The organism is Azotobacter tropicalis (genome assembly GCF_059739045.1).
On record NZ_AP046059.1, the window covers coordinates 2,826,064 to 2,849,868 of the forward strand.

Genomic DNA, 23,805 nt, shown 5'->3' on the forward strand with positions numbered 1-23,805 from the left:
TCCCACTGGCCGCCGTCCGTGGTCGGCCTGCGTCGATCCTTCGACGTCTTGGTGGGATTCAATCTACTCCGATAGCCGTTCCGAGCCCATTGGCAGAACGCCTGACCTGCTGTAAGCAATGGCTTACAGCACGGGCGAAGCCGAAGCGTCCCGGCTTTCCCGCGGGCCTCCAACTCGGGAGCGGACGGAGCCATGAAGGCAGCAACGAAGTATTCCCTCCCCTGAAGTCCGATTCGGCCGCCCCGCCACCGGTCGCCCCTGCCGGCGGCCGCCGTGGAAGCGGCCATACTGAAAGGCGGAGGTGAGTCCATGACCGATGCCGCGCAGATCCTCGATACCGCCCTGCAGATCGCCGAGCGCAGCGGTTGGGAGCGGCTGCGCCTGTTCGACGTGGCTGCCACGCTGGATGTCGGGCTGGACGAGATCGCCCGCCACTACCGGGACAAGGACGCCCTGGTGGAAGCCTGGTTCGACCGCGCCGACGCGGCCCTGCTGGCCCGTGCCCGGCATGCCGACCTGGTGGCGCTGACGCCGGCCGGGCGGCTGGAGGAGCTGCTGGTCGCCTGGCTCGCGGCGCTGGCCCCGCATCGGCGGCTGACCGGGGAGATGCTCTGCTACAAGCTCGAACCCGGCCACCTCCATCTACAGGCGCGGGGGCTGATGCGCATCAGCCGTACCGTGCAGTGGTGGCGCGAGGCGGCCGGGCGGGGCAATGTCTATTTCTCGCGCATCGGCGAGGAATGCGCGCTCAGCGCCGTCTACCTGTGCACCTTCGGCCACTGGCTGCGCCAGCGCCGGGACGACGAGGTGGCGCTGCGCGCCTACCTGCGCCGGCGCCTGTACGGCTTGCCGCTGGCCTGCCTGCTGCGGCCCTGAGCCGGCCAGCGAGCAAAAGCCCGAAACAGTTTTTCTCCGACGCGGCCCGGCGTCCGGCCGCCATCGCTCTCAGGTTGGGAAATAATGAATGACAGGTCCCGGAACCACTGGGCAACATAATCCGATATCAACCACGGGAATCCCCACATGCGTCGTTTTCTCAGTCTTTGCATGGCCTGTTGCGTGGCCATGACCCTCAGCCTCGACGCCAACGCCAAGCGTTTCGGCGGTGGCCAGTCGTCCGGCAGCGCACCGATCCACCAGAGCCGCCAGGCCCAGCCGCAGCAGCCGGCCGGCAGCACCGCCACGGCGCCGAACGCCGCCCCGGCTCCCGCCCGTCCGGCCAGCGGCGCCTCGCGCTGGCTCGGCCCGCTGGCCGGCATCGCCGCCGGTGGCCTGCTGGCCTCGCTGTTCATGGGCGACGGCTTCGACGGCATCCAGCTGCTCGACATCCTGATCCTCGCGCTGATCGCCTTCCTGGTGTACCGCCTGATCGCCGCCCGCCGGCGCAAGCAGCATCCGGCCATGGCCGGCCACGCGCCGATGCAGCGGGAAATGCCCGCTCAGCCGCGCCCGGTCGCCAGCGGTGCAGCTAGCGCCCAGCGCGCGCCGATCCGGGCGCCGGCCTGGTTCAACGAGCAGCGTTTCCTGGAGGCCGCCCGCCAGCACTTCACGGCCCTGCAGCAGCACTGGGACGCCAATGAGATGGACAAGATCGCCGAGTTCGTCACCCCGCAGATGCTCGACTTCATCCGCAAGGAGCGCGCCGAGCTGGGCGACGGCTTCCAGTCCACCTACATCGACAACCTGCAGGTGCAGCTGGACGGCGTGGACGACCAGGCCGACAAGACCATCGCCACCCTGACCTTCAGCGGCGTGTCGAAGAACTCCCGCTTCGAGCAGGGCGAAACCTTCAGCGAGAGCTGGCGCATGGAGCGCCGCCATGGCGAGAACCAGCCCTGGCTGATCGCCGGCATCCGCCAGAACGGCTGAGCCGGACCCAGCGACGAAAACCCGGGCTTGCCCGGGTTTTCCTTTTTCAGGCCGGTGTTTCCCTGGCCAGCACCACCCGGTTGCGGCCGCCATGCTTGGCCTCGTACAGCGCCCGGTCGGCCTGGCGCAGCAGGCGCTGATAATCCGGATGGCCATCGTGCAGGGCCACGCCGATGCTCACGGTCAGTTGCAGTTCCTGCCCGCCCGGCAGACGGAAACGCTCCTGCCCGGCCTGCTGGCGCAGCTTCTCGGCCACGCCGAGCGCCTGCCCCTGGTTGATATCGACCAGCAACACGAGAAACTCCTCGCCGCCCATGCGGAACACGTAGTCGCCGCCGCGGCAATGGTTGCTGAGCAGGGTGGCGAGCTGCTGCAGGACCAGATCGCCGGCCTCGTGGCCGCATTCGTCGTTGATCTGCTTGAAGTGGTCGATATCCACCGCCAGCACGGCGAAAGAGCGTTCGCTCTGCCGCGCGTAGGCCACCTCCTTGGACAGGATCACCGGCAGGAACTTGCGGTTGAGCATGCGCGTCAGCACGTCGCGGCCGCTTTCCAGGACGTTGACCTGCTCGAACAGGTGGTCCAGGTGGAAGAGGAGGCCCTTGGCCTGCTCGCGCAGCGCGCGCAGGTTGTGCAGGCGCCGTTCGGCATCTCCCTCCGCCATGGCCTGTGCGAACCCCGGCAGCAGCGTCTCGTCGATACAACGCATGCCCTGCAGGATCAGCTCGGTTTCCCGCGAGCCCTGGAAGGCATGGGCACCCTTGTGGCGGAACCACAGGCCGAACTCCGAATCCGACAGCCGCGGCAATTGCGGCAGGGCATGGCCGACCGCCAGGTCGAACATCAGCTGATTCTCCCAGTCGAGCAGGGCGGTGCGCTGGCGCTCCTGCTCGATGCCGACGTTCTGCGCCACCGAGAACAGCCGGTAGCCCTCCTCGCTGCGCGAGTTGCGGTCGTGGGCGTCGGAAAAGGCGCGGCTCATGATCTCCATGGCCAGGTCGATGGTTTCGCCGATCAGGTGCCGGCCAAAGAGCTTGTGCTCGGGGTCGAGCGGCTGTTCGCAGAGCAGCACGAACAGCCGCTCGCGCAGATGCCGCGCGCCACGCAGCACCAGGTGGATGGGAATGTCGATACGCGCGTGGATCTCGCCGATCTGCTGCTGCTGGGCGATCAGCGCCGCCAGTGCGGCGTGGTCGCCGCTGACCGAGAACAGCGAGGCGATCCATTGCTGCAAGGTGCCCTGCAGGCGGCTCTTCACCTGCTCGTGGGTGAGGAAGAGCGTGGCCTGCTCGTCCTGCAGCATCTGTGCGTAGAAATACTCCGCCAGCGCCGCCTGGTGGGTGATGGCCAGCGCCTTGACCTGGTCAGCGACGGCTGCCGGAAATTGCGTGAGCAACAGCTTCCACTGGGCGACCTGCTGTTCGGAGGAAGTACTGGACATAGAGGATCCTGCTCTGTTCGCCATCGGGAATGCCGCGCTGGATGCCCGTGCCACGGGCGGAGGCCGAAGCCTCTTCGAGCGGATGCGGGACCTCGGGCGGCAACCGCCGGCCCCCGGAACGTCGCCCTGATCCGTCTGCGCCATCCGGCGGAAAGCGCGCGAGCGGCGAATCGGGCTCAGATGGCTGAACGGGCGTTCCGATTGTCGTCGACCGCTCGGGGCGCTTCCAAGCCGGTCCGGTGCGACATTCCGGCGCAGGCCTTGACAAGCGCTGGAGCACAGGCAAGAGAAAGCGACACGCCTTCGCTCGCCGTCGGCCTGCAACGACCGTCCTGCCACGTCAGGCCGGTCTTCCGGAGCCGGATACTAGGCGGCCATCCGCTCGCACTCCTCGGCGCAGGCCCGGCAGGCCTGGGCGCAGCGCTGGCAATGCTCGGCCTCGTGCCGGGCGCACTCCTCGCCGCAGGCGCGGCAAACCTGCGCGCATTGCCGGCAGAAGTCCCGGGCATGATCGCTGCCGCGCGCCATCAGGCTGGCGGCCAGCTTGCAGACGTCGGCGCAATCCATGTCCAGCGCGATGCAGCGCGCCATCATCTGCACGTCGTTCTCGCGCAGGCAGGACGCCGCACAGGTTTCGCAGGCCCAGGCGCAACTGCTGCAGGCCTGGATGCAGGATTCGTACGGGGAAGCATGCATGTTCGTTCTCCTTCGCGGGCTGAGGGGCCGAAACGGCTGCGAGAACCGCAGTCTTCCGGTGGACGTGGCCGCGCCGGGAGAGGTTTCCCCGAAGGGACGAATGGCCGGGCATACGCTGGCCGGATGCGACGAACCACGATTCTGCTCGGCGGGGCGCTGGGGTATAAAGCGCGCATCATTGCCTGAGGACCAACGAGCCGTGGAAGACGTCATCGAACAATTGCGCGAGCTGAACGAGCCGGTGCCGGTGCCCCTGGAGCTACCCGACGAAGACCTGCTGGTGGAAATCGAGGAACAGCTGTTGATCAACCTGCCCTTCGAGCTGCGCGAGTTCCTGCTCAAGGTCAGCGACGTGGTCTACGGCAGCCTGGAGCCGGTGACCGCCAGCGATCCGCAGTCGCATACCTACCTGCCGGAGGTCGCCGCGGTCGCCTGGGACCAGGGCGTGCCGCGCGATCTGGTGCCGCTGTGCCAGACCGGCCGCGACTACTACGTGGTGGACATCGAGGGCCAGGTGCTGCTGTGGAGCGGCGACAGCGGCGACCTGACCGACGAGAGCTGGGACTCGGTGTGGCACTGGGTCAAGGACGTCTGGCTCGAAAGCTGAGCCCCGGCCCGGGCGGCTCAGCCGAAGAACCAGTAGCACACCGCGATCGAGGCCAGCACGCCGCACAGATCCGCCAGCAGGGCGCAGCCCACCGCGTGGCGGGCGCGCTGGATACCGACCGCGCCGAAGTACACGGCGAGCACGTAGAAGGTGGTCTCGGTGCTGCCCTGCACGGTGGCGGCGAGCAGCGCGGGGAAGCTGTCCACCCCGTGGGTCTGCATGGTCTCGATCAGCAGGGCGCGCGCCGCGCTGCCGGAGAACGGCTTGACCAGCGCGGTGGGCAGCGCGTCGATGAAGCGCACGTCCCAACCAGCCACCCCGGCCAGCCAGCGCAGGGCCTCCAGTGCGTAGTCGAGCGCCCCGGAGGCGCGCAGCACGCCCACCGCGCAGAGCATGGCGACCAGGTAGGGCAGGAGGTTCTTCGCCACCTCGAAGCCCTCCTTGGCGCCCTCGACGAAATGCTCGTAGACCGCCACCTTGCGCAACGCGCCCATCACCAGGAACAGCAGGATCAGGCTAAACAGCACCAGGTTGCCGAGCAGCGAGGACAGCGCCGCCAGCGCCGTCGCCGAGAGGCCGGCGAGCAACGCCATGAAGGCGCCGAGCAGCAGCGCGCCGGGCAGCAGGTAGGCGAGCACCACCGGGTCCCAGAGCCGCAGGCGCTGCATGACGGCGACGCCGAGCAACCCGGCGAGGGTCGAGGCGCTGGTCGCCAGGAGGATCGGCAGGAACACCAGGGTCGGGTCGTCGGCGCCCTGCTGGGCGCGGTACATGAAGATTGACACCGGCAGCAGGGTCAGCGAGGAGGCGTTGAGCACCAGGAAGAGGATCTGCGCATTGCTCGCCGTGGTGCTGCCCGGATTGAGTTCCTGCAGGGCGCGCATCGCCTTGAGGCCGATCGGGGTGGCGGCGTTGTCCAGGCCCAGGCCGTTGGCGGCGAAGTTGAGGGTGATCAGCCCGAGCGCCGGATGGCCGGGCGGCACCTCCGGCATCAGCCGGCGGAACAGCGGGCCGAGCAGGCGCGCCAGCAGCTCCACCAGCCCGGCCTGCTCGGCGATGCGCAGGAAGCCCAGCCACAGGGTGAGGGTGCCGAACAGCAGGACCATCACCTCCACCGCCAGCTTGGCCATGCCGAACAGGCCGTCGACCATCGCGGCGAACACCGCCGGCTCGCCGCCCAGCAGCCAGCGGCCGAAGGCGGTCAGCGCGGCGATCAGGAAAAAACCCAGCCAGAGGCCGTTGAGCATGTCGATCTCCCGGAAAGCGTGACCGCGCATGATAGCGAGTCCGTCGCCAACAGGTACGCCGCCGCGTTGCCCGGGCACTGCTGCTATACCTGTCTGATCCGACACAGCCAGGAGGCAATGCCATGAAGAAGATCCTCGTCCTTTACTACTCCATGTACGGCCATATCGAACGCATGGCCGAAGCGGTAGCCGAGGGCGCGCGCAGCGTGCCGGGCGTGGAGGTGACCCTCAAGCGGGTGCCCGAGACCATGCCCGAGGAGGTGGCGCGCAAGGCCGGCGCCAAGCTCGACCAGGCGGCGCCGGTGGCCGAGCCGAAGGAGCTGGCCGACTACGACGCCATCCTGTTCGGCACGCCGACGCGCTTCGGCAACATGGCCGCGCAGATGCGCAATTTCCTCGACCAGACCGGCGGGCTGTGGGTGAGCGGCGCACTGGTCGGCAAGTTCGCCAGCGTGTTCACCAGCACCGGCACCGGCGGCGGCTCGGAAACCACCATCACCTCGTTCTGGCATACCCTGGCGCACCAGGGCATGGTGATCGTCGGCCTGCCCTACAGCGTGCCGGAGCTGAGCGACATCAGCGAACTGCGCGGCGGCTCGCCCTACGGCGCGGCGACCATCGCCGGGGCGGACGGCTCGCGCCGGCCGAGCGAGAAGGAGCTGATCCTGGCCAGCTTCCAGGGCGCCCACGTGGCCCGCCTGACGGCGCGCATGCAATAGGGGCACGACTTTGCGCCGGCAGTTTCCGACCATCGGGCCGGCGGCAGGTCCCGAAAGGCTTTTCCAGGGAGACTTTTTGCCACCAAAATTTGCACATGTTCGACGGCGTCCGCCGCGAGGCCGGGCGCCATCGCCCCCCTCGGCCGGCGGAAGGCTTGAGTGGGACGGCCCGACGCCGGAGCGAGACAGGCGTCCAGGAGCCTTCCGGTAGTTCTCTTTCCCGCTGAGATCCTATGCATCATCTCGATCTGCGCCGCCTGATCCTGCTGTTGACGATCGCCGCCACGCTGCTGACCTTCGCCAACAGCTTCCATGCCAGCTACCAGACCCTGCATCGCCAGCTGATCGCCCAGGCGCTGGAGTCCAACCGCGCCTATGCCGCCAAGCTGGCCCACAGCACCGACAGTTTCCTCCAGGCGGCGCAGCGGCAGCTCGCCTACAGCGCCGCCCTGCTGCCGGAACTCCTCGACCAGCCGGAGCGGCTCGACACCGAGGTCGCGCGCCTGAAGGAGCAGACCGGCACCTTCAACGGGGTCTTCGTCGTGCGCGCCGACAGCCGGGTGCTGGCCGCCGCGCCCTGGGGGGTCGGGGTGGTCGGCAGCGCATTGCAGACCGAAGGCGCGCAGATGGCGCTGGCCGCGCGCCGGCCCCTGATCAGCACGCCCCATGTCGGTATGCGCGGGCATCTGCTGGTCCTCCTCACGCAGCCGATCCTCGCCCCGGACGGCCGCTACCTGGGCTACGTCGGCGGCGCCATCCACCTGGGCAAGCACGACAGCAGCCTGCAGGCGCTGCTCGGCAACCACTATTACCAGGACGGCTCGCAGCTGTACGTGGTGGACGGCACCCGGCACCTGCTGCATCACCAGGATGCCGCGCGGACCGGCGAAATGGTCAGCGGCGATCCGGCGGTCGAGGCCGTGCTGCGCGGCGAGGAGGGCAGCCGGCGGCTGCTCGACGCCAAGGGCGTCGACATGCTCGCCGGCTACGCTCCGGTGAGCAGCACCGGCTGGGGCGTCGTCGCCCAGCGGCCCAGCGCCGCCACCCTGGCCGCCCTGGACGGGCTGATGCTGGAGATCCTGCTCGGCGCGCTGCCGTTCTTCATCCCCATGCTGATAACCCTCTGGTGGCTGTCGAAGCTGATCGCGCGCCCGCTGCGGCAACTGGCGATAACCGCCCGGCACTGGGAGTTCGTCAGCGCCCGCGAACGGGTCCGCCAGGTACGCGCCTGGTACTTCGAGGCCGAACAGCTCCGGCTCGCCATGCTCGGCGGCCTGGCCTTGCTGCACGGCAAGCTCGGCCGGCTCAACCAGGAAAACATCACCGACCCGCTGACCGGGCTGACCAACCGGCGCGGCCTGCAACTGGCCCTGGAGCGCTGGCAGGCGCAGCGGCGGCCGTTCGCCGTGGTCGCCGTGGACATCGACCACTTCAAGCAGGTCAACGACACCTATGGCCACGATATCGGCGACCAGGTGCTGCAGCACGTCAGCCGGTTGCTGGTCAGCGTCTCGCGCAGCAGCGACCTGGTCTGCCGGGGCGGCGGCGAGGAGTTCACCCTGCTGCTGCCGGAAACCGACCTGCAGGGGCCGCGCAGGTCGCCGACCGGCTGCGCGGTCTGATCAGCCATGCACAGAGTCCGACCGGCTCCTTCGTCACCGTCTCCGCCGGAATCGCCCACTGGCCGGGCAGCGCCGCATCGGTGGCGGCGGCACTCAAGCTGGCCGACGAGGCGCTGTACCGCGCCAAGCGGAACGGACGCAACCGCATCGCGGTGACCGAGCAGACGGAAGTGGGCAGCGAGGATGCGCCGGTCAACTGACGGCGGCGCGGGGACAGGCGGAGAAGGGGCGCCGGCGCGGCCGGCGTCCCGGGACGCTTACTTCTGCTCCAGGACCCACTGGGCGAGGGCCTTGGCTTCTTCGTCGGTGACCGCGTTCGGCGGCATCGGGATCTGCCCCCAGTTGCCCGAGCCGCCGTTCTTGATCTTGGCGGCGAGCATGTCGACGGCACCTTCCTGGCCGGCATACTTGGCGGCGACGTCCTTGTAGGCCGGGCCGACCAGCTTGGCGTCGACGGCATGGCAAACCGGGCAGCCCTTGGTCTTGTACAGCTCGCCGCCGTCCGCGGCCAGGGCCGGCTGCAGGGCCAGCGCGCCGCCGAGGGCGAGCAACGGAATCAGGATTTTCTTCATATTTTTGACTTCCTCAAGGCTAACGAAGACAGGGTGACGCACGCTCGGCTCGAATCAGGCTGGGAACATACCGAGCGCCCCCTTCTTCACGTTAGAGGCAGGGGATGGGCAAATCAATCCAGCGGCTCGCATTCCGGCTGCGGCGCCGCGCTGCAGGGCCAAGCCGGGCGCCGCCGGTCCCGCGGCGCCGAACTCTCGTCCGGCAACGCCAGTCCCACCGAAAGGGCGGCCTCGCGCCGCGACGTTCACGCTTCCTTCAGGAGGCCTCCATGAAGCGCCTGTTTTCCCTCGGAGTGTTTCTCTTCACCGCTCTGCTCAGTCCGCTGCTGCCGGCCGAGTCCTGCCATGTGACGGAGCAGCTGGCGGTGGCCGGTACCGCGAACGACGTCATGGAGTCCTGCTTCGAGCATCGCGGCATGCCGGCCGGCTCGCTGGACTGGTCCTGCAATACCGAGAAGAGCCCCGTGGCCGGGGTGCACAAGGAGAAGCGCGCGAACTGCCCGGGCGGCTATTTCGGCAAGTGCACCGCGGCCCTGACCCAGGAGACCCTGGCCAACGAGGACGCCCGCGGCCAGTACGTCCAGGGCACCTGGCCGGACCCGCTGCCGGACGATGCGCAGATCGTCACCTACTACTACCGTGTGCAGGACCGGGAGCAGACCCGCACCGACTGCGAGAACGGCGGCGGGACATGGTCGCAGTAGCGACCGCCCGGAGCGCCGCCGCCGGCCGGACGGCTATTCCCGGTAGATGTTGCCGACCCGCGACTTGACCACCATCTCGGTCACCCAGTGCAGCAGGATCGAGGTGTAGGCCTGCTGGCAGAGATCCTGGCTCAGCGCGTGGTCGGCGCCGTCGATGATCCGGTGGGTCAGCGAGTGGGCGCGGACGAAGGCGCTGCGGTAGTTCATGATCGTGGTGTGCGGGATCAGGTGGTCGTTCTCCGACTCGACGATCAGCACGTCGCCGCGAAACGCCGCGCAGGCGCCCAGCGCGCGGTTGTCGGCGGGCGTCAGCGGCGAGTGCCGGTATAGCTGCAGATCCTGGCGGTCGAGCTCGCGCTTGGGCCGGCCCCACTCGGCGTCCCGGTACAGCGCCGGCACGCGCAGGCCGAGCCAGCGCACCGGGCGCAGCGAGGTGAGGATCGCGGCCAGGTAGCCGCCGTAGCTGCTGCCGACCACCGCGATGGCCTCGCGGTCGATGGCCGGGTGCCGGGCCAGCAGGTCGTAGGCGGCGATCAGGTCGCGCAGGTTGTCCTCGCGGGTGACGCCCTGCTGCCGCGCCAGGGTGCCGCCGTGGCCGCGCATGTCGAAGGTCAGGCAGACGCAGCCGAGCCCGGCGATGCCGCGCGCGCGCTTCAGGTCGCGCTCCTGGCTGCCGCCCCAGCCGTGCACGAACAGCAGGCCCGGCATCTGGGTGTCCGGCGTGAGAAAGGTGCCGGCGAGCCGCTCGCTCTCCACCGGCAGTTCGATGCTTTCGCTACGGGTTGCCATGGTCCGTTACCACCACGCATTTGGTCATGTAGCCGAGTTCCGGGTCCTCGCCGCGAAACAGCACGCAGGCCCCGGGGGCGCGGCCCGCTCCTCGCCGAACAGCTCCAGGGACGACGCCCGGACCGCCTGCGCCCCGGCGCGGAACGCCTCCAGCGCGGCGATCTCCGCGCTGCTGGCGCCGCCGATGCGCCAGGACTGCTCGAGCACCCCGGAGCGGGTACGGCCCCGGCTGTCCCGGCCGCGGGCGATGTCGTAGTTGCGCCGCGAGGCGAAGAAGCCGACGAAGCAGTCGAGCGCGGCGGCGTCGTAGACGCGCGCCTGCTGCACGGCCAGGCGCACCGGCTCGTCCAGGCCGAGGGCGAGCAGCGCCTCGAAGTCGCCGGCCACCACCAGCAGGTCCGAACCGCCGTAGACCTCCTCGTCCTGGTTGTCGCGGGTCAGCCGCTGGGTGCCGCAGTAGGTCGCCAGCAGATCGCCGACCTGCACCTGGCCGACGCTGTAGGTCGACACCTCTTCCAGCTGCTCCTCCAGCACCAGGCCGAAGCGGCCCAGCTCGTCCTCGTCCAGTGCCGCCAGCTGGCGGTCCAGTTCGGCAACGTCCTCGACCAGGCACTGCCCGCGGCCGCCGGTGGCCAGCACCGGCTTGATCCGCAGCGGCCCCTCGGCCAGCAGCCGGCGGCCGGCCGCGCCGGCCTCCTCGCGGCTGAACACGGTGAAGCCGCGCAGCACCGCGTCCGCCACCTGGCGGACGAAGCGCCGCGACCAGCCGGGCGGGGCCTGGGCGGTGCTGTGCAGCAGCCCGTGGGTGATCGCCTTGGTGGCCATGAAGGGCTGCGGCACCACCCCGCCGAACAGGTCCGCGGCGCTGCGCAGGCCGAGGCGCTGGGCGTTCGGCCGGCCGATCACCGTGCCGGTGGGCACGAAATACAGCGCCCCCGGATAGGCGACCGCCGGGTCGTACTCGCCGCCGAACTCCAGGCCCTGCAGCTGTGCCAGGCGGTTCCCCAGAGCCAGGTGCACGGCACGCTCGTGCAGGGCCTCGCGGCCGCGGTTGCTGTAGATCACCACCGTGCCGGGGCCGCGCCGCCCTGCCGGCTGCATGTCTGTCTGCATCGCTGTTCTCCTGCCTGTGCGGGAGCGATCGAGACGCCGACGCTCATAACGGTATGGACTGCCGGCATGCCGGGAACATTCCCCGCCGCGGGCAAACCAGCGGAGAGACGAACGGAGGCACGGAAACATCGAACCCATGGACCGGCGAGGGGGTCAGCTTAAAAGCAACACCACTGCGAGGAGACTGACGATGAACGCTGTCGAACTGCTGAAACACGATCATGAAATGGTCAAGCAACTCTTCGAACGCCTGTGCAAGACCACCGAGCGCGGCGTCAAGACCCGCGAAGAGCTGATGCGCCACCTGCACGAGGAGCTGATGGCCCACACCCGGGTCGAGGAGGAGATCTTCTACCCCGCGTTCCGGGCGGCGGGCGGCAAGCAAGGCGAGATCCTGTTCCACGAGGCGCAGGAGGAGCACCGGGCGGTGGAGGTGCTGATCCTGCCCGATCTGGAGAAGACCGACCCGTCCAGCAGCGAATTCGCCGGCCGGGTGAAGGTGCTCAAGGACATGGTCGAGCACCATATCGAGGAGGAGGAGCAGGAGATGCTGCCCAAGGCCAGCGAGCTGCTCGGCGAGGACCGCCTCGAGGAGCTGGGCACGCAGATGGAAAGCCGCAAGAAGGAACTCAAGCGCCAGCTGTCCGGGGAACGCGCCGCCTGATCCGTTCGGCCTGCGCCGCCGCCGGCGGGCAGGCCCCTTTCCGCACTGTTCCGCTCTGCAGACCCGCGGTCACGGCTGCTGGTAATGCCCCGGCGTGCTGCCCCGTTCATGGGGGTGGGAAATCTTGGTCACCTGCACGTCGGTGATGTCGGCCGGTACGTCGGAGGTGTGCAAGGTGGCGACATGAAAGCGCGCCTGGTCGACGGAGAGGGTTTCCGCATCCGACTCGACCTCGGTCGACTGCGGCTGGTTGTTGAGGATGTAGCTGACGAGGAAGTGGTGCTTCTTGGCCATGGGGATTCCTCTGCACGAAGCGGGTTCAGGAATTAGAACCCGCGCATCGCGGCAGAGGTTCCCGCGCCGGCGACCGCAGGTCCGCCGTGGCGAACCTGCTTTACTGAGAGCGTTGCATCCCTGTCCCGATCCCGGAGCAAGCGCATGCGTGCATGGGACGTATTCATCGCGACCCTGGCCCAGGAGTTTTCCGACCTTTCCCAACTCGAGCAGACCATCCGGGTCGGCCTGCGCCTGCTGCTGGCGGCCGTGCTCGGCGGCCTGCTGGGCTTCGAGCGCGAGCACCACGGGCATGCCGCCGGCGTGCGCACCCACATGCTGGTGGCCCTGGGCGCCGCGCTGTTCGTGCTGATCCCCGAGCGGGACGGCGCCGGGGACGACGCCCTGAGCCGGGTGATCCAGGGCATCGTGGCCGGGATCGGCTTCCTCTGCGCCGGCACCATCCTGAAAAGCCGCGACCAGGCCCAGGTGAAGGGCCTGACCACCTCGGCCGGCCTCTGGCTCACCACCGCCATCGGCGTGGCGGTCGGCCTCGGCCATCAGGCCACCGCCGTGCTCGGCACCCTGCTGGGCTTGTTCATCCTCAACGTCGTCTCCTGGTTCCTCAACCGGCTGGAGAAGAACCGCAACGAAGAGGTCTAGCCTCAGAACCACAGGCGGATGCCGGCGACCAGGCGTGCCTCCTCCTCGTCCTCGCCCTCGTCGCGGGCCAGATCCTCGCTGTTGCCGTACAGACGGCCCCAGCTGACGCCGAGGTAGGGGGCGAACTGGCGGGTGATCTCGTAGCGCAGGCGCAGGCCGGCCTCGATGTCGCCGAGGCCGGAACCGACGCCGCGCTCGCGGTCGTTGCGGCCGTAGAGGTTGGCCTCCACGGTCGGCTGGAGGATCAGCCGGTTGGTCAGCAGGATCTCGTAGTCGCCCTCCAGGCGCAGGGAGGTCTGGCCACCCTCGCCGAGGTAGGCGGTGATTTCCGTTTCCAGGCCGTAGAAGGGCACGCCCTGGATGCCGAAGGCGCCCCAGGTCTGTGCCGAGCCGGGCTTGAAGTCCTGGCGCAAGCCGCCGACCAGGTCCCACCAGGGGCCGATGGCATGTCCCCAGAGCGCCTGGAGTTCGGCCTGTTCGGTGCGCCCGTTGGTGCGCTCGCCTTCCGAGCGCAGCCACAGCCGGTCGACATTGCCGCCGATCCAGGCGTTGGCGTCCCAGACCAGAGCGCTGCCGTCGTCGGCGTCCTGGTATTCGAGCTTGTCGAACAGCAGCAGGCTGTTGAACGAGCGGCCGTGCGGCGCATGGGCGGTCAGCGTGGGAAAGGCGGCGGCGCGGTCGGCGTCGGTGAGGACCGGGATGTTCGGCGGCAGGGGCGCGCCGGCCGGGGCGTGGTGCATGCCGGCATGTCCGCCGTGCGCGCCATGGCCATGGTCCATGCTGCCGTGCTCCATCGCGCCCTGCTCCATGGACTCCGTCTGCGCCGCCGCGTGTCCGGCATGCCCGTCGGCGGCCGGCGCGCCCAGGGGGAATCCGGCCAGGGCGATGGCCAGCGCGACGGTGCGGGGTGGCAAGCCGTGCAATGCACTCATCATTCCTCCACCCGCACTTCGCGGAACATGCCCGTCTCCATGTGGAACATCAGGTGGCAGTGGTAGGCCCAGCGGCCCAGGGCGTCGGCGGTGACGCGGTAGCTGCGCCGCGAGCCGGGCGGCATGTCGATAGTGTGCTTGCGCACCTGGAAGCTGCCCTGTTCGTCCTCCAGGTCGCTCCACATGCCGTGCAGGTGGATGGGATGGGTCATCATGGTGTCGTTGACCAGTACGATGCGCAGCCTTTCGCCGTACTTCAGCCGCAGCGGCTCGGCATCGGCGAAAGGGATGCCGTCGAACGACCAGGCGAACTTCTCCATGTGGCCGGTCAGGTGCAGTTCGAGGGTGCGGCTCGGCTCGCGGCCGTCCGGGTCGGCGAAGGCGCTTCTGAGGTCGGCGTAGGTCAGCACCCGGCGGCCGTTGTCGCGCAGGCCGAGGCCGGGATCGTCCAGCTTGGCGGTGGGCGTCATGGTCTGCATGTCGACCAGCGGACTGCCGGTTTCCGAAGCCGGATGGGCCTGCATATCTCCGCCCGGCGCGGCGTGCTCCGCGCCGGCGTGGCCGCCGTGGCCCATGGCCGTGTGGTCCATGCCGGCCATGTCGTCGTGACTCATGCCCCCGTGCTCCATGCCCGCCATGCCGTCATGGCCGGCATGCGTCAGGCTCCCGTGTCCGCTGTGATCCATGCCGGCATGCCCGTCCGGCGTGCTGCTGGCCGGTGCCGCGCCGCCGTGCGCGCCGTGCTCCATGCCGCCGTGGCCCATGTCGGCCATGCTCAGACGCGGGCGCGGATCGGGCGACGGCACCGGTGCGCTCAGCCCCTCGCGCAGCGCCAGGGTGCCGCGGGCGTAGCCGCTGCGGTCGAGGGACTGCGCGAACAGGGTATAGGCCTCGGCATCCTGCGGCTCGACGATCACGTCGTAGGTCTCGGCTACGGCGATGCGCAGCTCGTCGACGCTCACCGGCTCGACGTACTGCCCGTCGGCGGCAACCACGGTCATCTTCAGGCCGGGGATGCGCACGTCGAAGTAGGTCATCGCCGAGGCGTTGATCAGCCGCAGGCGGACCCGCTCGCCGCGGCGGAACAGGCCGGTCCAGTTGCCGGCCGGGGACTGGCCGTTCAGCAGGTAGGTGTAGGTGTAGGCACTGACGTCGGCCAGATCGGTGGGGGTCATGCGCATCGCCGCCCAGGCCTTGCGCTCGGCGACGGTCGCCGCCCAGCCGTGCTCGCCGACGTCGGCGATGAAGTCGCCGAGGGTGCGCTTGTGGAAGTTGTAGTAGTCCGACTGCTTCTTGAGCTTCTTGAGGACCCGCGCGGGATTCTCGTCGGTCCAGTCGCTGAGCATCACCACGTAGTCGCGCTCGTATGGGAAGGGCTCGGGCTCGCGCGGCTCGATGACCAGCGCGCCGTACACGCCGGTCTGCTCCTGGAAGCCCGAGTGGCTGTGGTACCAGTAGGTGCCGCTCTGCTTCACCCTGAAGCGGTATTCGTACAGGTCGCCCGGCGCGATGCCGTCGAAGCTCAGGCCCGGCACGCCGTCCATGTTGGCCGGCAGGAGGATGCCGTGCCAGTGGATCGAGGTGTCCTCGTCCAGGCGGTTGCGCACCCGCAGGGTGACGGTGTCGCCCTCGCGCCAGTGCAGGGTCGGGCCGGGCAGGGAGCCGTTGATGACGGTGGCGGTGCGCGGCGTGCCGGTGAGGTTCACCGGGACTTCGCCGATGTCGAGATCGAAGGTGCTGCCGGAGAGCCGCGCGGGCCGGCCCGGACCGCCCAGCGCCCAGACGGGCGGGCGCCAGAGGCCGAAGCCGGCGAGGAGGCCGCCGGCGGCCAGTCCCTTGACGAAGGTCCGTCGCGAGGTTTTGCAATGCATGCCGTTGATGTCCAGTCTTGCGGAAAACGGGGCCGCACGGAGCGGCGTTCCGGAAAACTGCCATATCCGGCCGGGGCGGGTGATTACATTTCTGTAAGGCGGGGCGGAGCCGATAGCCGGGCGGCCCGCGGTCGAGGCCCTCGGCACCCTGGACTATGCTTGCTCGACAGCGCGGCACGCCGGAGCCTGCCGCGGCACATCCATGACCCCTGGACTGGAGCTGCCCCATGTCGCTGTTCAAGACCCCCCGCACGTCCCTGGCCGAGGAACGCCTCGAGAAGGAAATCCACGACCTGATGCATGCCCTGGAGCATCTCAGGACCAGCGCTTCGCACGATACCCGGAGCAACTACGAGCGGCTCCGGGCGCGCGCCGAGGACCTGCTGCAGCACTCCCGCCCTCACTGCCACGACACCGGCCACAGCCTGGGCCGGCATTGTCACCAGCTCGGCCAGTGCGCCTGCGACAGTGTCCGCGCCCATCCCTGGGCCAGCCTGGCGGTGGGTGTCGGCGCCGCCGCGCTGTTCGGGATGCTGTTCTCCCGCGGCCGCCACCACTAGCGTCGGCGCGCCTTCAGAGCGCCTGGCGCAGCGCGGTCAGCACGCTGGCGGTGTCCGGGCGGATGCCGCGCCACAGCTGGAAGGACTCGGCGGCCTGCTCGACCAGCATGCCCAGGCCGTCGCGGGTCCGCGCCGCGCCCTGCTGCTGGGCCCAGTGGCAGAAGGGCGTGGCCTCGCGGCCGTACATCATGTCGTAGCAGAAGCCACGGCCCGGCTGGATCAGTCCGGCGGGCAGCGGCGGCAGCTCGCCGGCCAGGCTCGCCGAGGTGCCGTTGACGATCAGGTCGAACGGCCCCTGCAGCGCGGCGAAGGCGCAGGCGCTCAGCGGGCCGAGTTCGGCGAACTCGTCGACCAGCTGCTCGGCCTTGTCCTCGCTGCGGTTGGCGATCACCAGCGCGGCCGGGCGCTCCGCCAGCAGCGGCTCGAGCACCCCGCGCACCGCGCCGCCGGCACCGAGCAGCAGAATGCGCAGCCCCGCCAGGTTCAGGCCGGCCTGCTTGAGGTCGCGCACCAGCCCGGCGCCATCGGTGTTGTCGCCGAGCAGCGCACCGTCTTCGAGCTTCATCAGGGTGTTCACCGCGCCGGCGCGCCGGGCGCGCGGGGTGAGCTCGTCGGCCAGGCGGAAGGCGTCTTCCTTGAAGGGCACGGTGACGTTGGCGCCCTTGCCGACGGCGAAGAAGGCACGGGCCGCCCCGGCGAAGTCCTCCAAAGGCGCCAGCAGGGGCTCGTAGCTGAGCGACTGGCCGATCTGCTCGGCGAACAGGCGATGGATCTGCGGCGACTTGCTGTGGCCGATGGGATTGCCGAACACGGCGTAGCGGTCCATGGGAAGAAGGTCCTCCGGCAACGAGGGAGCGCCCGCGGCGCCCGCCTCAAAGAGTGGGTGGTCTGTCCATGCTGAAGGGCTCGTCCTGGGTGGGAGCGCTCGCGCCGCGAGGCTCCACCTTTGCTGCAGCGCCGGGAAGCGCGGGCCGGCGGCCCTTTTCTCCCCGGCGAGGGGTCCTGTATCGACCCGCGCCGACTCAGGACTCAGGCCTGGGCCAGCCAGTCGCGGTCGGTGAGGAAGTACTCGGTCAGGCGCGCCTCGGGCGTGCCCGGCGCGGGTTTCCAGTCGTAGCCCCAGCGTACCTCGGCCGGCAGCGACATGAGGATCGACTCGGTGCGCCCGCCGGACTGCAGTCCGAACAGGGTGCCGCGGTCGTAGACCAGGTTGAACTCCACGTAGCGGCCGCGGCGATAGGCCTGGAACTCGCGCTCGCGCTCGCCGTAGGGGATGTCCTTGCGCTTCTGCACGATCGGCAGGTAGGCCTGGATGTAGGCATCGCCGACGGCGCGCAGGAAGGCGAAGCTGGTGTCGAAATCCCACGCGTTGAGGTCGTCGAAGAACAGGCCGCCGATGCCGCGCGGCTCGTTGCGGTGCTTGAGGTGGAAGTAGCGGTCGCACCATTCCTTGAAGCGCGGGTAGACGTCGGCGCCGAAGGGCGCGCAGGCGTCGCGGGCGACCTGGTGCCAGAACACGCAGTCTTCCTCGAAGGCGTAGTAGGGCGTCAGGTCGAAGCCGCCGCCGAACCACCAGACCGGCGCCTCGCCCTCCTTCTCGGCGACGAACAGTCGCACGTTGGCGTGGGAGGTCGGCACGTAGGGGTTGCGCGGGTGGATCACCAGGGACACGCCGAGGGCCTGGAAGCCGCGTCCGGCCAGTTCCGGACGGTGCGCGCTGGCCGACGGCGGCAGGCCGGCGCCGTGGACGTGGGAGAAGTTGACGCCGCCCTTCTCGATCAGCGCACCGTTCTCCAGCACCCGGGTACGCCCGCCGCCGCCGCCCTCGCGCAGCCAGGCGTCCTCGCGAAAGCGCGCGCCGCCGTCCTCGGTTTCGAGGGCGGCGCAGATGCGGTCTTGCAGGTCGAGCAGGTAGGCCTTCACGGCCTCGATTTGATCGTTCACGGCATTTCCCATGTTGAAAACGGCACTGGACAAGGCGGCCGATGGATGGTCCTTAACGGCCCGGCTGGGCGGCTAGCATAACATCGTGCAATTCCTTGCCGAAGTTGACGGGACGGAGGGCTTGACGCTTGGATAGCGGCCTCGCCGCGGCACGCGGCATGGACACAGCAGCGATCCCGCAAAGGAGCAGAGCACATGGCCAAGCGCATCCAGATCAGCCGCCACGGCGGTCCCGAGGTCCTCGAATGGGTCGACTGCACGCCGCCGGAGCCCGGGCCGCACGAGGTCCGGGTGCGCAACCGGGCGATCGGCCTGAACTTCATCGACACCTATTACCGCAGCGGCCTCTATGCCCCGCCGCAGCTGCCCTCCGGCCTTGGCCTGGAGGGCGCCGGGGAAGTCGAGGCGGTGGGCAGCGAAGTCGGGCGCTTCCGGGTCGGCGACCGGGTGGCCTATGCCCACGGTCCGCTGGGCGCCTATGCCGAGCTGCACGTGCTGCCGGCGGACAAGCTGGTCGGGCTGCCGGATGCGATCGATTTCGAGCAGGCCGCCGCGGTGATGCTCAAGGGTCTCACCGTGCAGTACCTGCTGCGCCAGATCGGCCGTTTCCAGGGCGGCGAGACGATCCTCTTTCACGCCGCAGCCGGTGGCGTCGGCAGCCTCGCCTGCCAGTGGGCCAGGGCGCTCGGCCTCCGGCTGATCGGCACCGTCGGCTCGCCGGAGAAGGCCGAGCGGGCCAGGGCCCTGGGCGCCTGGGCGACCATCGACTACAGCCGCGAGAACGTAGCGCAGCGGGTGCTGGAGCTGACCGACGGGCGCAAGTGCCCGGTGGTCTACGACTCGGTCGGCAAGGATACCTGGGACACCTCGCTGGACTGCGTCGCCCCGCGCGGTCTGCTGGTCAGCTTCGGCAACGCCTCCGGACCGGTGACCGGAGTCAATCTCGGGGTGCTGGCGCAGAAGGGCTCGCTGTTCGTCACCCGTCCGACCCTGGCCGGTTACGCCGACACGCCGGAGCGCCTGCAGGCGATGGCCGCCGAGCTGTTCGCCGTGCTTGCCAGCGGCCAGGTGCGGGTCGAGATCGGCCAGCGCTTCCCCCTCGCCGAGGCCGGCCGGGCCCAGGAGGCGCTGGTCTCGCGCCAGACCGTCGGCTCGACCGTCCTGCTGCCCTAGGGCCTGTTAACACTACTCCGCGCGGCCGCGACGGAGCCTGTTTTTGCGCGGAGTTAGGCGCGAGGAGAGAGGTTTGGTCATTCCAAACGAACGACGAGCAACGACGCACCGCGCAAAAACAGGCCCGTCCCTGCGGGTTGCGCGGCAAATGGCGCCATGCGTCGTTGCGGGCCTTGGCAAGGGAATGCCATTCCCTGCGTCCCGCGCCTCGCCTGGCGCCATTTGGCGCAGCAACGCGGCTCGCGGAGAGTAGTGTTAACAGGCCCTAGGCGGGGCGGATCACCTGGCCGCTGGCCAGGTCGCGGATCAGGCTCGGGTTGCGCCGCCCGCCCAGGGCGCCGCCGAGTACGGCATCCAGCCGGCGCGGGAAGTACTGTTCGACGCGCAGCCGCGAGCGCGCGGCCGGACGGCCGGCGGGGTTGGCCGAGGTGGACACCAGCGGGCCGGCGAGGGCGCACAGCGCGCGCACCAGCGGATGGTCGCTGACCCGCAGGGCGACGCTCGCGTGGCGGCCGGTGATCCACGCCGGCAGACGGCCGCGGTGCGGCACCAGCCAGGTGTTCGGCCCCGGCCAGGTGGCGGCCAGGCGTTCGAGCCAGGCCGGCGGCAGGTCCTCGAGCAGAAAATCGAACTGGCCGATGTCGGCGGCGACCAGGATCAGCCCCTTCGCCTGCGGCCGCTGCTTGAGCGCCAGCAGACGGCGCACCGCGGCCGCGTTCCACGGGTCGCAGCCCAGGCCCCAGACGGCCTCGGTCGGATAGGCGATCACCCCGCCCCGGCGCACCACCCGCGCCACCTGTCGCACCCGCCAACTGCCGTGCATCGCTTGCCTCCGGAAAAAAGATTCGGCGCAGTGTAGGGCCTGTTGAGGTTTTGGCGTAGGCCGCGACGAAGGCCCGTCTGGCGCAGAACAAGGAACAAGGAGAGAAGTTTGGTCATTCCAAACGAACGACGAGCGACGCCGTGCTGCGCCAAACGGGCCCCGTGCGCGGCAAATGCCGCCATGCGGCGTTGCGGGGCTTGGCAAGGGAATGACCATTGCCGGCGACCCGCGCCTTGCCGAACGCGGCCCGACCTGGCGGCATTTGGCGCGGCAACGCGGCTCACGCCAAAACCTCAACAGGCCCTAGAGCCTGTTATTAACCACTGCTTTGGTTATCGTTTGCAGTTAACCCGAAAACCCTACCCCACCGATGTCAGCGATGAGGAGTGGGCCTTCGTGGCGCCCTATCTGGCGCTGATGCCCGAATCCTCCGCCCATCGCGTCCACAGCCTGCGCGAGGTCTTCAATGCCCTGCGCTACATCGTCCGCGGCGGCCTGCTCTGGCGGCAGATGCCGCATGATCTGCCGCCGTGGCAGGTGGTGTATCAGCAGACCCGACGCTGGATCGAGGCCGGCGTCTTCGAGGAACTGCTGCATGATGTGCGCGAGTTGATCCGGGTGGCGGACAAGCGCAAGGCTCAGCCCAGCGCCGTGATCCTCGACAGCCGCACCCTGCAGTCGACGCCGGAAAGCGGCGCACGGGCCGGCTATGACGGGGCCAAACGCCGCAAGGGCTCGAAGGTGCATATGGCCGTGGATACGCTGGGGCAGTTGCTCGCCCTGCGGGTGACGCCCGCCAACGAACAGGACCGCGCCCAGGTGGCCGCCCTCGCCGAGCAGGTGCAGCGGGTGACCGGTGAGGCGGTGGAGGTTGCCTTCGCCGACCAGGGCTACAGCGGCGAGTCGGCGGCCCGACAGGCAGAGGCGCATGGCATCCAGCTGGAAGTGATCAAGCACACGGAAGCGAAGAAGGGCTTCATCCTGCTGTCTCGGCGCTGGGTGGTCGAGCGCAGCTTCGGCTGGATGGCCCGCTTTCGAAGACTGAGTCGGGATTACGAGCGCCTGGCCTCGACGCTGGCGGGCTTTCACTTCATAGCCTTTGTTTGCCTGATGTTGCCGACTGCTCTCAAGGCCTTGGCAGCACCAGGCTGATCAAGAAACGAACGGGTTAATAACAGGCTCTAGTGTGGTGAATCACAACTACTCAGGATAAATCTTGTCTACCGCGGAGCTGACAGAGTTTTTCGGAGGGCATGCGATGAAAACAGGCCGCCCAGCCGTTCGGATCGAACTGACCGAACAAGAGCATGCCGAACTCACCCGCCGCCGAGCCAGGCACAAGGGGCCTGCCGATATGCAGCTGCGCGCCGAGATCATTCTGTCCTGCGCTCGAGGCGAGTCCGGCTCTTCCATTGCTCGACGGCTTGGCATTACGGCGCAAACCGTTTCGAGGTGGCGCCTTCGCTTCGCCCGTTTGGGCCTGCAAGGCCTCAATGACGAGCCGCGCTCAGGCCGCCCACGCAGCATCAGTGATGAAAAGGTCCAGGAAGTGGTCGACCGGGTGCGGCAGACCAGGCCCGACGATGCCAGTCATTGGAGCTCGCGCCGGATGAGCAAGGCCACCCATATTTCACCGGCGAGCGTACAGCGTATCTGGCGAGCCTTCGGGCTCAAGCCCCACCTGGAGCACACCTTCAAGCTGTCCACCGATCCTGCCTTTGTCGACAAGGTGCAGGATATCGTCGGGCTCTATCTAAATCCCCCTGATAAAGCGCTGGTACTGTGTGTCGATGAGAAAAGCCAGATCCAGGCGCTCAATCGAACACAGCCGGGGCTGCCGCTGGAGCCTGGGTATCCGGCGACCCGTACCCATGATTATCAGCGCCATGGCACGACGTCCTTGTTTGCCGCCCTGGATGTGGCCACCGGCGAGGTGATCGGACGTCTCAAGCGCCGTCACCGCAGCGCAGAATTCCTGGAGTTTCTCAGGGCCATCGAGGAAACGGTCAAGAGCGACAAGGCCATCCACCTGATCATGGATAACTATGCCGTGCACAAGACCGACAAGGTGCGTGCCTGGCTTGTCGCGCACCCGCGTTATCACGTGCATTTCACCCCGACGTCTGCGTCATGGCTGAATCGGGTGGAGCGCTTTTTCTCGATGCTCACCCAGAAGTGGATAAAGCGCCAGGCCCATACCAGCGTGAAGGATCTCGAGCAGTCCATCGAGTATTACCTGGCGACCTACAACCAGAATCCAAGGCCTTTCCGCTGGAGTAAGGGAGCAGGTGAAATCCTGGCCTCTGTCGGCAGGGCTGCTCGAGCCTTGCAAAGAAATAATAATGAAGCGAACTTGTGATTCACCACACTAGCAAGCCCCGGCGGCGACCAAGCACGTCAGCCGGCGCCTCCCAGCCAGCGGCCGCCCTCGCAGGCGACCAGGCCGTCCAGCTCCAGCTCGGTGAGCGCCGCCAGCACCCGAGCGAGCGGCCAGCCGCTGGCCAGGGCCAGTTCTTCACTGGTCTGCGGCGCGGCATGCAGCAACGCCAGCAGCGGATGCCGCTCGCCGCTCGAGCCCGGCGGGACTGGCTGGGGCGGGGCGATGTTCTGCCAGCCGCGCAGCGCTTCGAGGATGTGCTCGATGCTTTCCACCAAGGTCGCACCGTCGCGGATCAGCTGGTGGCAGCCGCGGGCACCGGGGTGGTGGATGGAGCCGGGAATCGCGTAAACCTCGCGACCCTGCTCGGCGGCCAGTCGGGCGGTGATCAGCGAACCGCTGGAGGGACTGGCTTCGACCACCAGCACGCCGAGCGACAGGCCGCTGATGATGCGATTGCGGCGCGGGAAATTGGCCGCCTGAGGCGGGCAGTCCAGCGGCAGTTCGGAGACCAGCGCGCCGCCGCTGGCGAGGAGGTCCGCGGCCAGGGATGCGTGCCGTGCCGGATAGAGGCGCTGCAGGCCGGTGCCGAGCACCGCCACGGTCTGGCCGGGTGCCTCCAGCGCGCCCCGGTGGGCAGCGCCGTCGATGCCCAGAGCCAGTCCGCTGGTGATCACGAAGCCGGCGCTGGCGAGCTGCCGGGCGAAGGCCCGGGCGGTATCCAGCCCGGGCTTCGAGGCGCGGCGGCTGCCGACCATGGCCAGTTGCGGCTGTTCGAGGAGAGCCGCGTCGCCCTCGACGAAAAGCAGCGGCGGAGCGTCGTCCAGCTCGGCGAGCAGGGCCGGATAGCCGGACTCGCCGAGCGAGAGCAGATGGCGCTGCGGCTGCTCCAGCCAGGCCAGAGCCTGCGCCGCCTGCTGGCGAACTTCGGCGCTGCGCCGCGCCTCGGCGCAGCCGGCCGGCAGCCCCAGCGCACGCCAGGCGGAAGCCGGGGCGCTGAGCGCCGCCGAGGCACTGGCGAAGGCCTCGAGCAGGCGGCGATGGCGGCGCGGTCCGAAGCCGGGCAGGGCGTGCAGGCGCAGGCGCGCCTCCAGTTCGGCGGGCGAGAGGGACATGGGGGCGATCATCCTTGATCTACGGAACGAA

At 69.0% G+C, this 23,805-nt stretch carries 25 protein-coding genes and 1 pseudogene; 13 read left to right on the forward strand and 13 right to left on the reverse strand.

Features of this window, described 5'->3' with window-relative positions:
• The first annotated feature begins 309 nt into the window (after positions 1-309).
• Both Atro_RS13480 and Atro_RS13485 read left to right on the forward strand, forming a co-directional pair.
• Positions 310-876 (forward strand): TetR/AcrR family transcriptional regulator, encoded by a 567-nt coding sequence (locus Atro_RS13480; RefSeq protein ID WP_497923027.1) that lies wholly within the window; start codon positions 310-312, stop codon positions 874-876.
• Positions 877-1,023: 147 nt separating this feature from the next.
• Complete coding sequence (locus Atro_RS13485) at positions 1,024-1,869, forward strand: Tim44 domain-containing protein (protein ID WP_497923029.1); 846 nt, start codon at positions 1,024-1,026, stop codon at positions 1,867-1,869.
• A 46-nt stretch (positions 1,870-1,915) separates the two neighbouring features.
• On the opposite strand, the gene Atro_RS13490 is transcribed toward Atro_RS13485, so the two are convergent.
• Both Atro_RS13490 and Atro_RS13495 read right to left on the reverse strand, forming a co-directional pair.
• Entirely contained in the window at positions 1,916-3,310 is a 1,395-nt protein-coding gene (locus Atro_RS13490) for a diguanylate cyclase (protein WP_497923031.1), read from the reverse strand.
• A 366-nt stretch (positions 3,311-3,676) separates the two neighbouring features.
• On the reverse strand, positions 3,677-4,006 hold the full coding sequence (locus Atro_RS13495; protein ID WP_497923033.1) for a four-helix bundle copper-binding protein: 330 nt from the start codon (positions 4,004-4,006) through the stop codon (positions 3,677-3,679).
• A 199-nt stretch (positions 4,007-4,205) separates the two neighbouring features.
• On the opposite strand from Atro_RS13495, the gene Atro_RS13500 reads away from it, so the two are divergent.
• Positions 4,206-4,613: an SMI1/KNR4 family protein gene (locus tag Atro_RS13500; RefSeq protein ID WP_497923035.1), complete on the forward strand. Its 408-nt coding sequence runs from the start codon at positions 4,206-4,208 to the stop codon at positions 4,611-4,613.
• Between the two features lie 17 nt (positions 4,614-4,630).
• Here Atro_RS13500 and Atro_RS13505 read toward each other — a convergent pair whose 3' ends face one another.
• Positions 4,631-5,860 carry a nucleoside recognition domain-containing protein gene (locus Atro_RS13505; RefSeq protein ID WP_497927682.1) on the reverse strand — a complete coding sequence of 410 codons (1,230 nt, stop codon included), beginning with the start codon at positions 5,858-5,860 and terminating at the stop codon, positions 4,631-4,633.
• A gap of 122 nt (positions 5,861-5,982) precedes the next feature.
• Here Atro_RS13505 and wrbA point away from each other — a divergent pair, with 122 nt between their 5' ends.
• The 3 genes from wrbA (at position 5,983) to Atro_RS13520 (ending at position 8,401) form a co-directional block, all read left to right on the forward strand.
• Complete coding sequence (gene wrbA / locus Atro_RS13510; RefSeq protein ID WP_497923037.1) at positions 5,983-6,579, forward strand: NAD(P)H:quinone oxidoreductase; 597 nt, start codon at positions 5,983-5,985, stop codon at positions 6,577-6,579.
• 233 nt (positions 6,580-6,812) lie between these two features.
• Entirely contained in the window at positions 6,813-8,201 is a 1,389-nt protein-coding gene (locus tag Atro_RS13515) for a diguanylate cyclase (protein ID WP_497923039.1), read from the forward strand.
• On the forward strand, positions 8,201-8,401 hold the full coding sequence (locus tag Atro_RS13520; RefSeq protein ID WP_497927683.1) for a diguanylate cyclase domain-containing protein: 201 nt from the start codon (positions 8,201-8,203) through the stop codon (positions 8,399-8,401). The genes Atro_RS13515 and Atro_RS13520 overlap by 1 nt, the downstream gene beginning before the upstream one ends.
• Positions 8,402-8,458: 57 nt before the next feature.
• Here Atro_RS13520 and Atro_RS13525 read toward each other — a convergent pair whose 3' ends face one another.
• A complete protein-coding gene (locus Atro_RS13525) occupies positions 8,459-8,773 on the reverse strand; it encodes a c-type cytochrome (protein WP_497923041.1) in 315 nt (104 codons plus the stop codon).
• Positions 8,774-9,042: 269 nt separating this feature from the next.
• On the opposite strand from Atro_RS13525, the gene Atro_RS13530 reads away from it, so the two are divergent.
• On the forward strand, positions 9,043-9,477 hold the full coding sequence (locus Atro_RS13530) for a hypothetical protein (RefSeq protein WP_497923043.1): 435 nt from the start codon (positions 9,043-9,045) through the stop codon (positions 9,475-9,477).
• Positions 9,478-9,510: 33 nt separating this feature from the next.
• On the opposite strand, the gene Atro_RS13535 is transcribed toward Atro_RS13530, so the two are convergent.
• The gene (locus Atro_RS13535; protein ID WP_497923045.1) at positions 9,511-10,266 is read right to left on the reverse strand and encodes an alpha/beta hydrolase family protein; all 756 of its coding nucleotides are present in this window, start codon (positions 10,264-10,266) and stop codon (positions 9,511-9,513) included.
• Positions 10,253-11,367, reverse strand: a pseudogene (locus tag Atro_RS13540) (DUF3182 family protein). Before Atro_RS13540 ends, Atro_RS13535 begins: the two are co-directional and overlap by 14 nt.
• 202 nt (positions 11,368-11,569) lie before the next feature.
• Between Atro_RS13540 and Atro_RS13545 the strand changes: the two are divergent.
• Complete coding sequence (locus tag Atro_RS13545; RefSeq protein ID WP_497923046.1) at positions 11,570-12,043, forward strand: PA2171 family ribosome-binding persister protein; 474 nt, start codon at positions 11,570-11,572, stop codon at positions 12,041-12,043.
• A 69-nt stretch (positions 12,044-12,112) separates the two neighbouring features.
• Here Atro_RS13545 and Atro_RS13550 read toward each other — a convergent pair whose 3' ends face one another.
• On the reverse strand, positions 12,113-12,337 hold the full coding sequence (locus Atro_RS13550) for a hypothetical protein (protein ID WP_497923048.1): 225 nt from the start codon (positions 12,335-12,337) through the stop codon (positions 12,113-12,115).
• Positions 12,338-12,481: 144 nt separating this feature from the next.
• Here Atro_RS13550 and Atro_RS13555 point away from each other — a divergent pair, with 144 nt between their 5' ends.
• Complete coding sequence (locus Atro_RS13555) at positions 12,482-12,979, forward strand: MgtC/SapB family protein (RefSeq protein WP_497923050.1); 498 nt, start codon at positions 12,482-12,484, stop codon at positions 12,977-12,979.
• A 2-nt stretch (positions 12,980-12,981) separates the two neighbouring features.
• Here Atro_RS13555 and Atro_RS13560 read toward each other — a convergent pair whose 3' ends face one another.
• Together Atro_RS13560 and Atro_RS13565 are read right to left on the reverse strand one after the other, a co-directional pair.
• Positions 12,982-13,914, reverse strand: a complete 933-nt coding sequence (locus tag Atro_RS13560; protein WP_497923052.1) for a copper resistance protein B — start codon at positions 13,912-13,914, stop codon at positions 12,982-12,984.
• Entirely contained in the window at positions 13,911-15,782 is a 1,872-nt protein-coding gene (locus Atro_RS13565) for a copper resistance system multicopper oxidase (protein ID WP_497923054.1), read from the reverse strand. Before Atro_RS13565 ends, Atro_RS13560 begins: the two co-directional genes overlap by 4 nt.
• Before the next feature lie 227 nt (positions 15,783-16,009).
• Between Atro_RS13565 and Atro_RS13570 the strand changes: the two genes are divergently transcribed.
• On the forward strand, positions 16,010-16,342 hold the full coding sequence (locus Atro_RS13570; protein ID WP_497923055.1) for an ElaB/YgaM/YqjD family protein: 333 nt from the start codon (positions 16,010-16,012) through the stop codon (positions 16,340-16,342).
• A 13-nt stretch (positions 16,343-16,355) separates the two neighbouring features.
• On the opposite strand, the gene aroE is transcribed toward Atro_RS13570, so the two are convergent.
• A complete protein-coding gene (gene aroE / locus Atro_RS13575; protein WP_497923057.1) occupies positions 16,356-17,168 on the reverse strand; it encodes a shikimate dehydrogenase in 813 nt (270 codons plus the stop codon).
• Between the two features lie 203 nt (positions 17,169-17,371).
• A complete protein-coding gene (gene hemF / locus Atro_RS13580) occupies positions 17,372-18,286 on the reverse strand; it encodes an oxygen-dependent coproporphyrinogen oxidase (RefSeq protein WP_497923058.1) in 915 nt (304 codons plus the stop codon).
• A 195-nt stretch (positions 18,287-18,481) separates the two neighbouring features.
• Between hemF and Atro_RS13585 the strand changes: the two genes are divergently transcribed.
• The gene (locus Atro_RS13585) at positions 18,482-19,459 is read left to right on the forward strand and encodes an NADPH:quinone reductase (RefSeq protein ID WP_497923060.1); all 978 of its coding nucleotides are present in this window, start codon (positions 18,482-18,484) and stop codon (positions 19,457-19,459) included.
• A 265-nt stretch (positions 19,460-19,724) separates the two neighbouring features.
• On the opposite strand, the gene tsaC is transcribed toward Atro_RS13585, so the two are convergent.
• Positions 19,725-20,282 (reverse strand): L-threonylcarbamoyladenylate synthase type 1 TsaC, encoded by a 558-nt coding sequence (tsaC, locus tag Atro_RS13590; protein WP_497923061.1) that lies wholly within the window; start codon positions 20,280-20,282, stop codon positions 19,725-19,727.
• Between the two features lie 339 nt (positions 20,283-20,621).
• On the opposite strand from tsaC, the gene Atro_RS13595 reads away from it, so the two are divergent.
• Positions 20,622-21,434 carry an IS5 family transposase gene (locus Atro_RS13595; RefSeq protein WP_497923063.1) on the forward strand — a complete coding sequence of 271 codons (813 nt, stop codon included), beginning with the start codon at positions 20,622-20,624 and terminating at the stop codon, positions 21,432-21,434.
• Between the two features lie 106 nt (positions 21,435-21,540).
• On the forward strand, positions 21,541-22,641 hold the full coding sequence (locus tag Atro_RS13600; RefSeq protein WP_497922317.1) for an IS630 family transposase: 1,101 nt from the start codon (positions 21,541-21,543) through the stop codon (positions 22,639-22,641).
• Positions 22,642-22,679: 38 nt separating this feature from the next.
• Here the strand turns inward: Atro_RS13600 and dprA are convergent, their stop codons facing one another.
• Positions 22,680-23,774 carry a DNA-processing protein DprA gene (gene dprA / locus Atro_RS13605; RefSeq protein ID WP_497923064.1) on the reverse strand — a complete coding sequence of 365 codons (1,095 nt, stop codon included), beginning with the start codon at positions 23,772-23,774 and terminating at the stop codon, positions 22,680-22,682.
• Between the last annotated feature and the right edge of the window lie 31 nt (positions 23,775-23,805).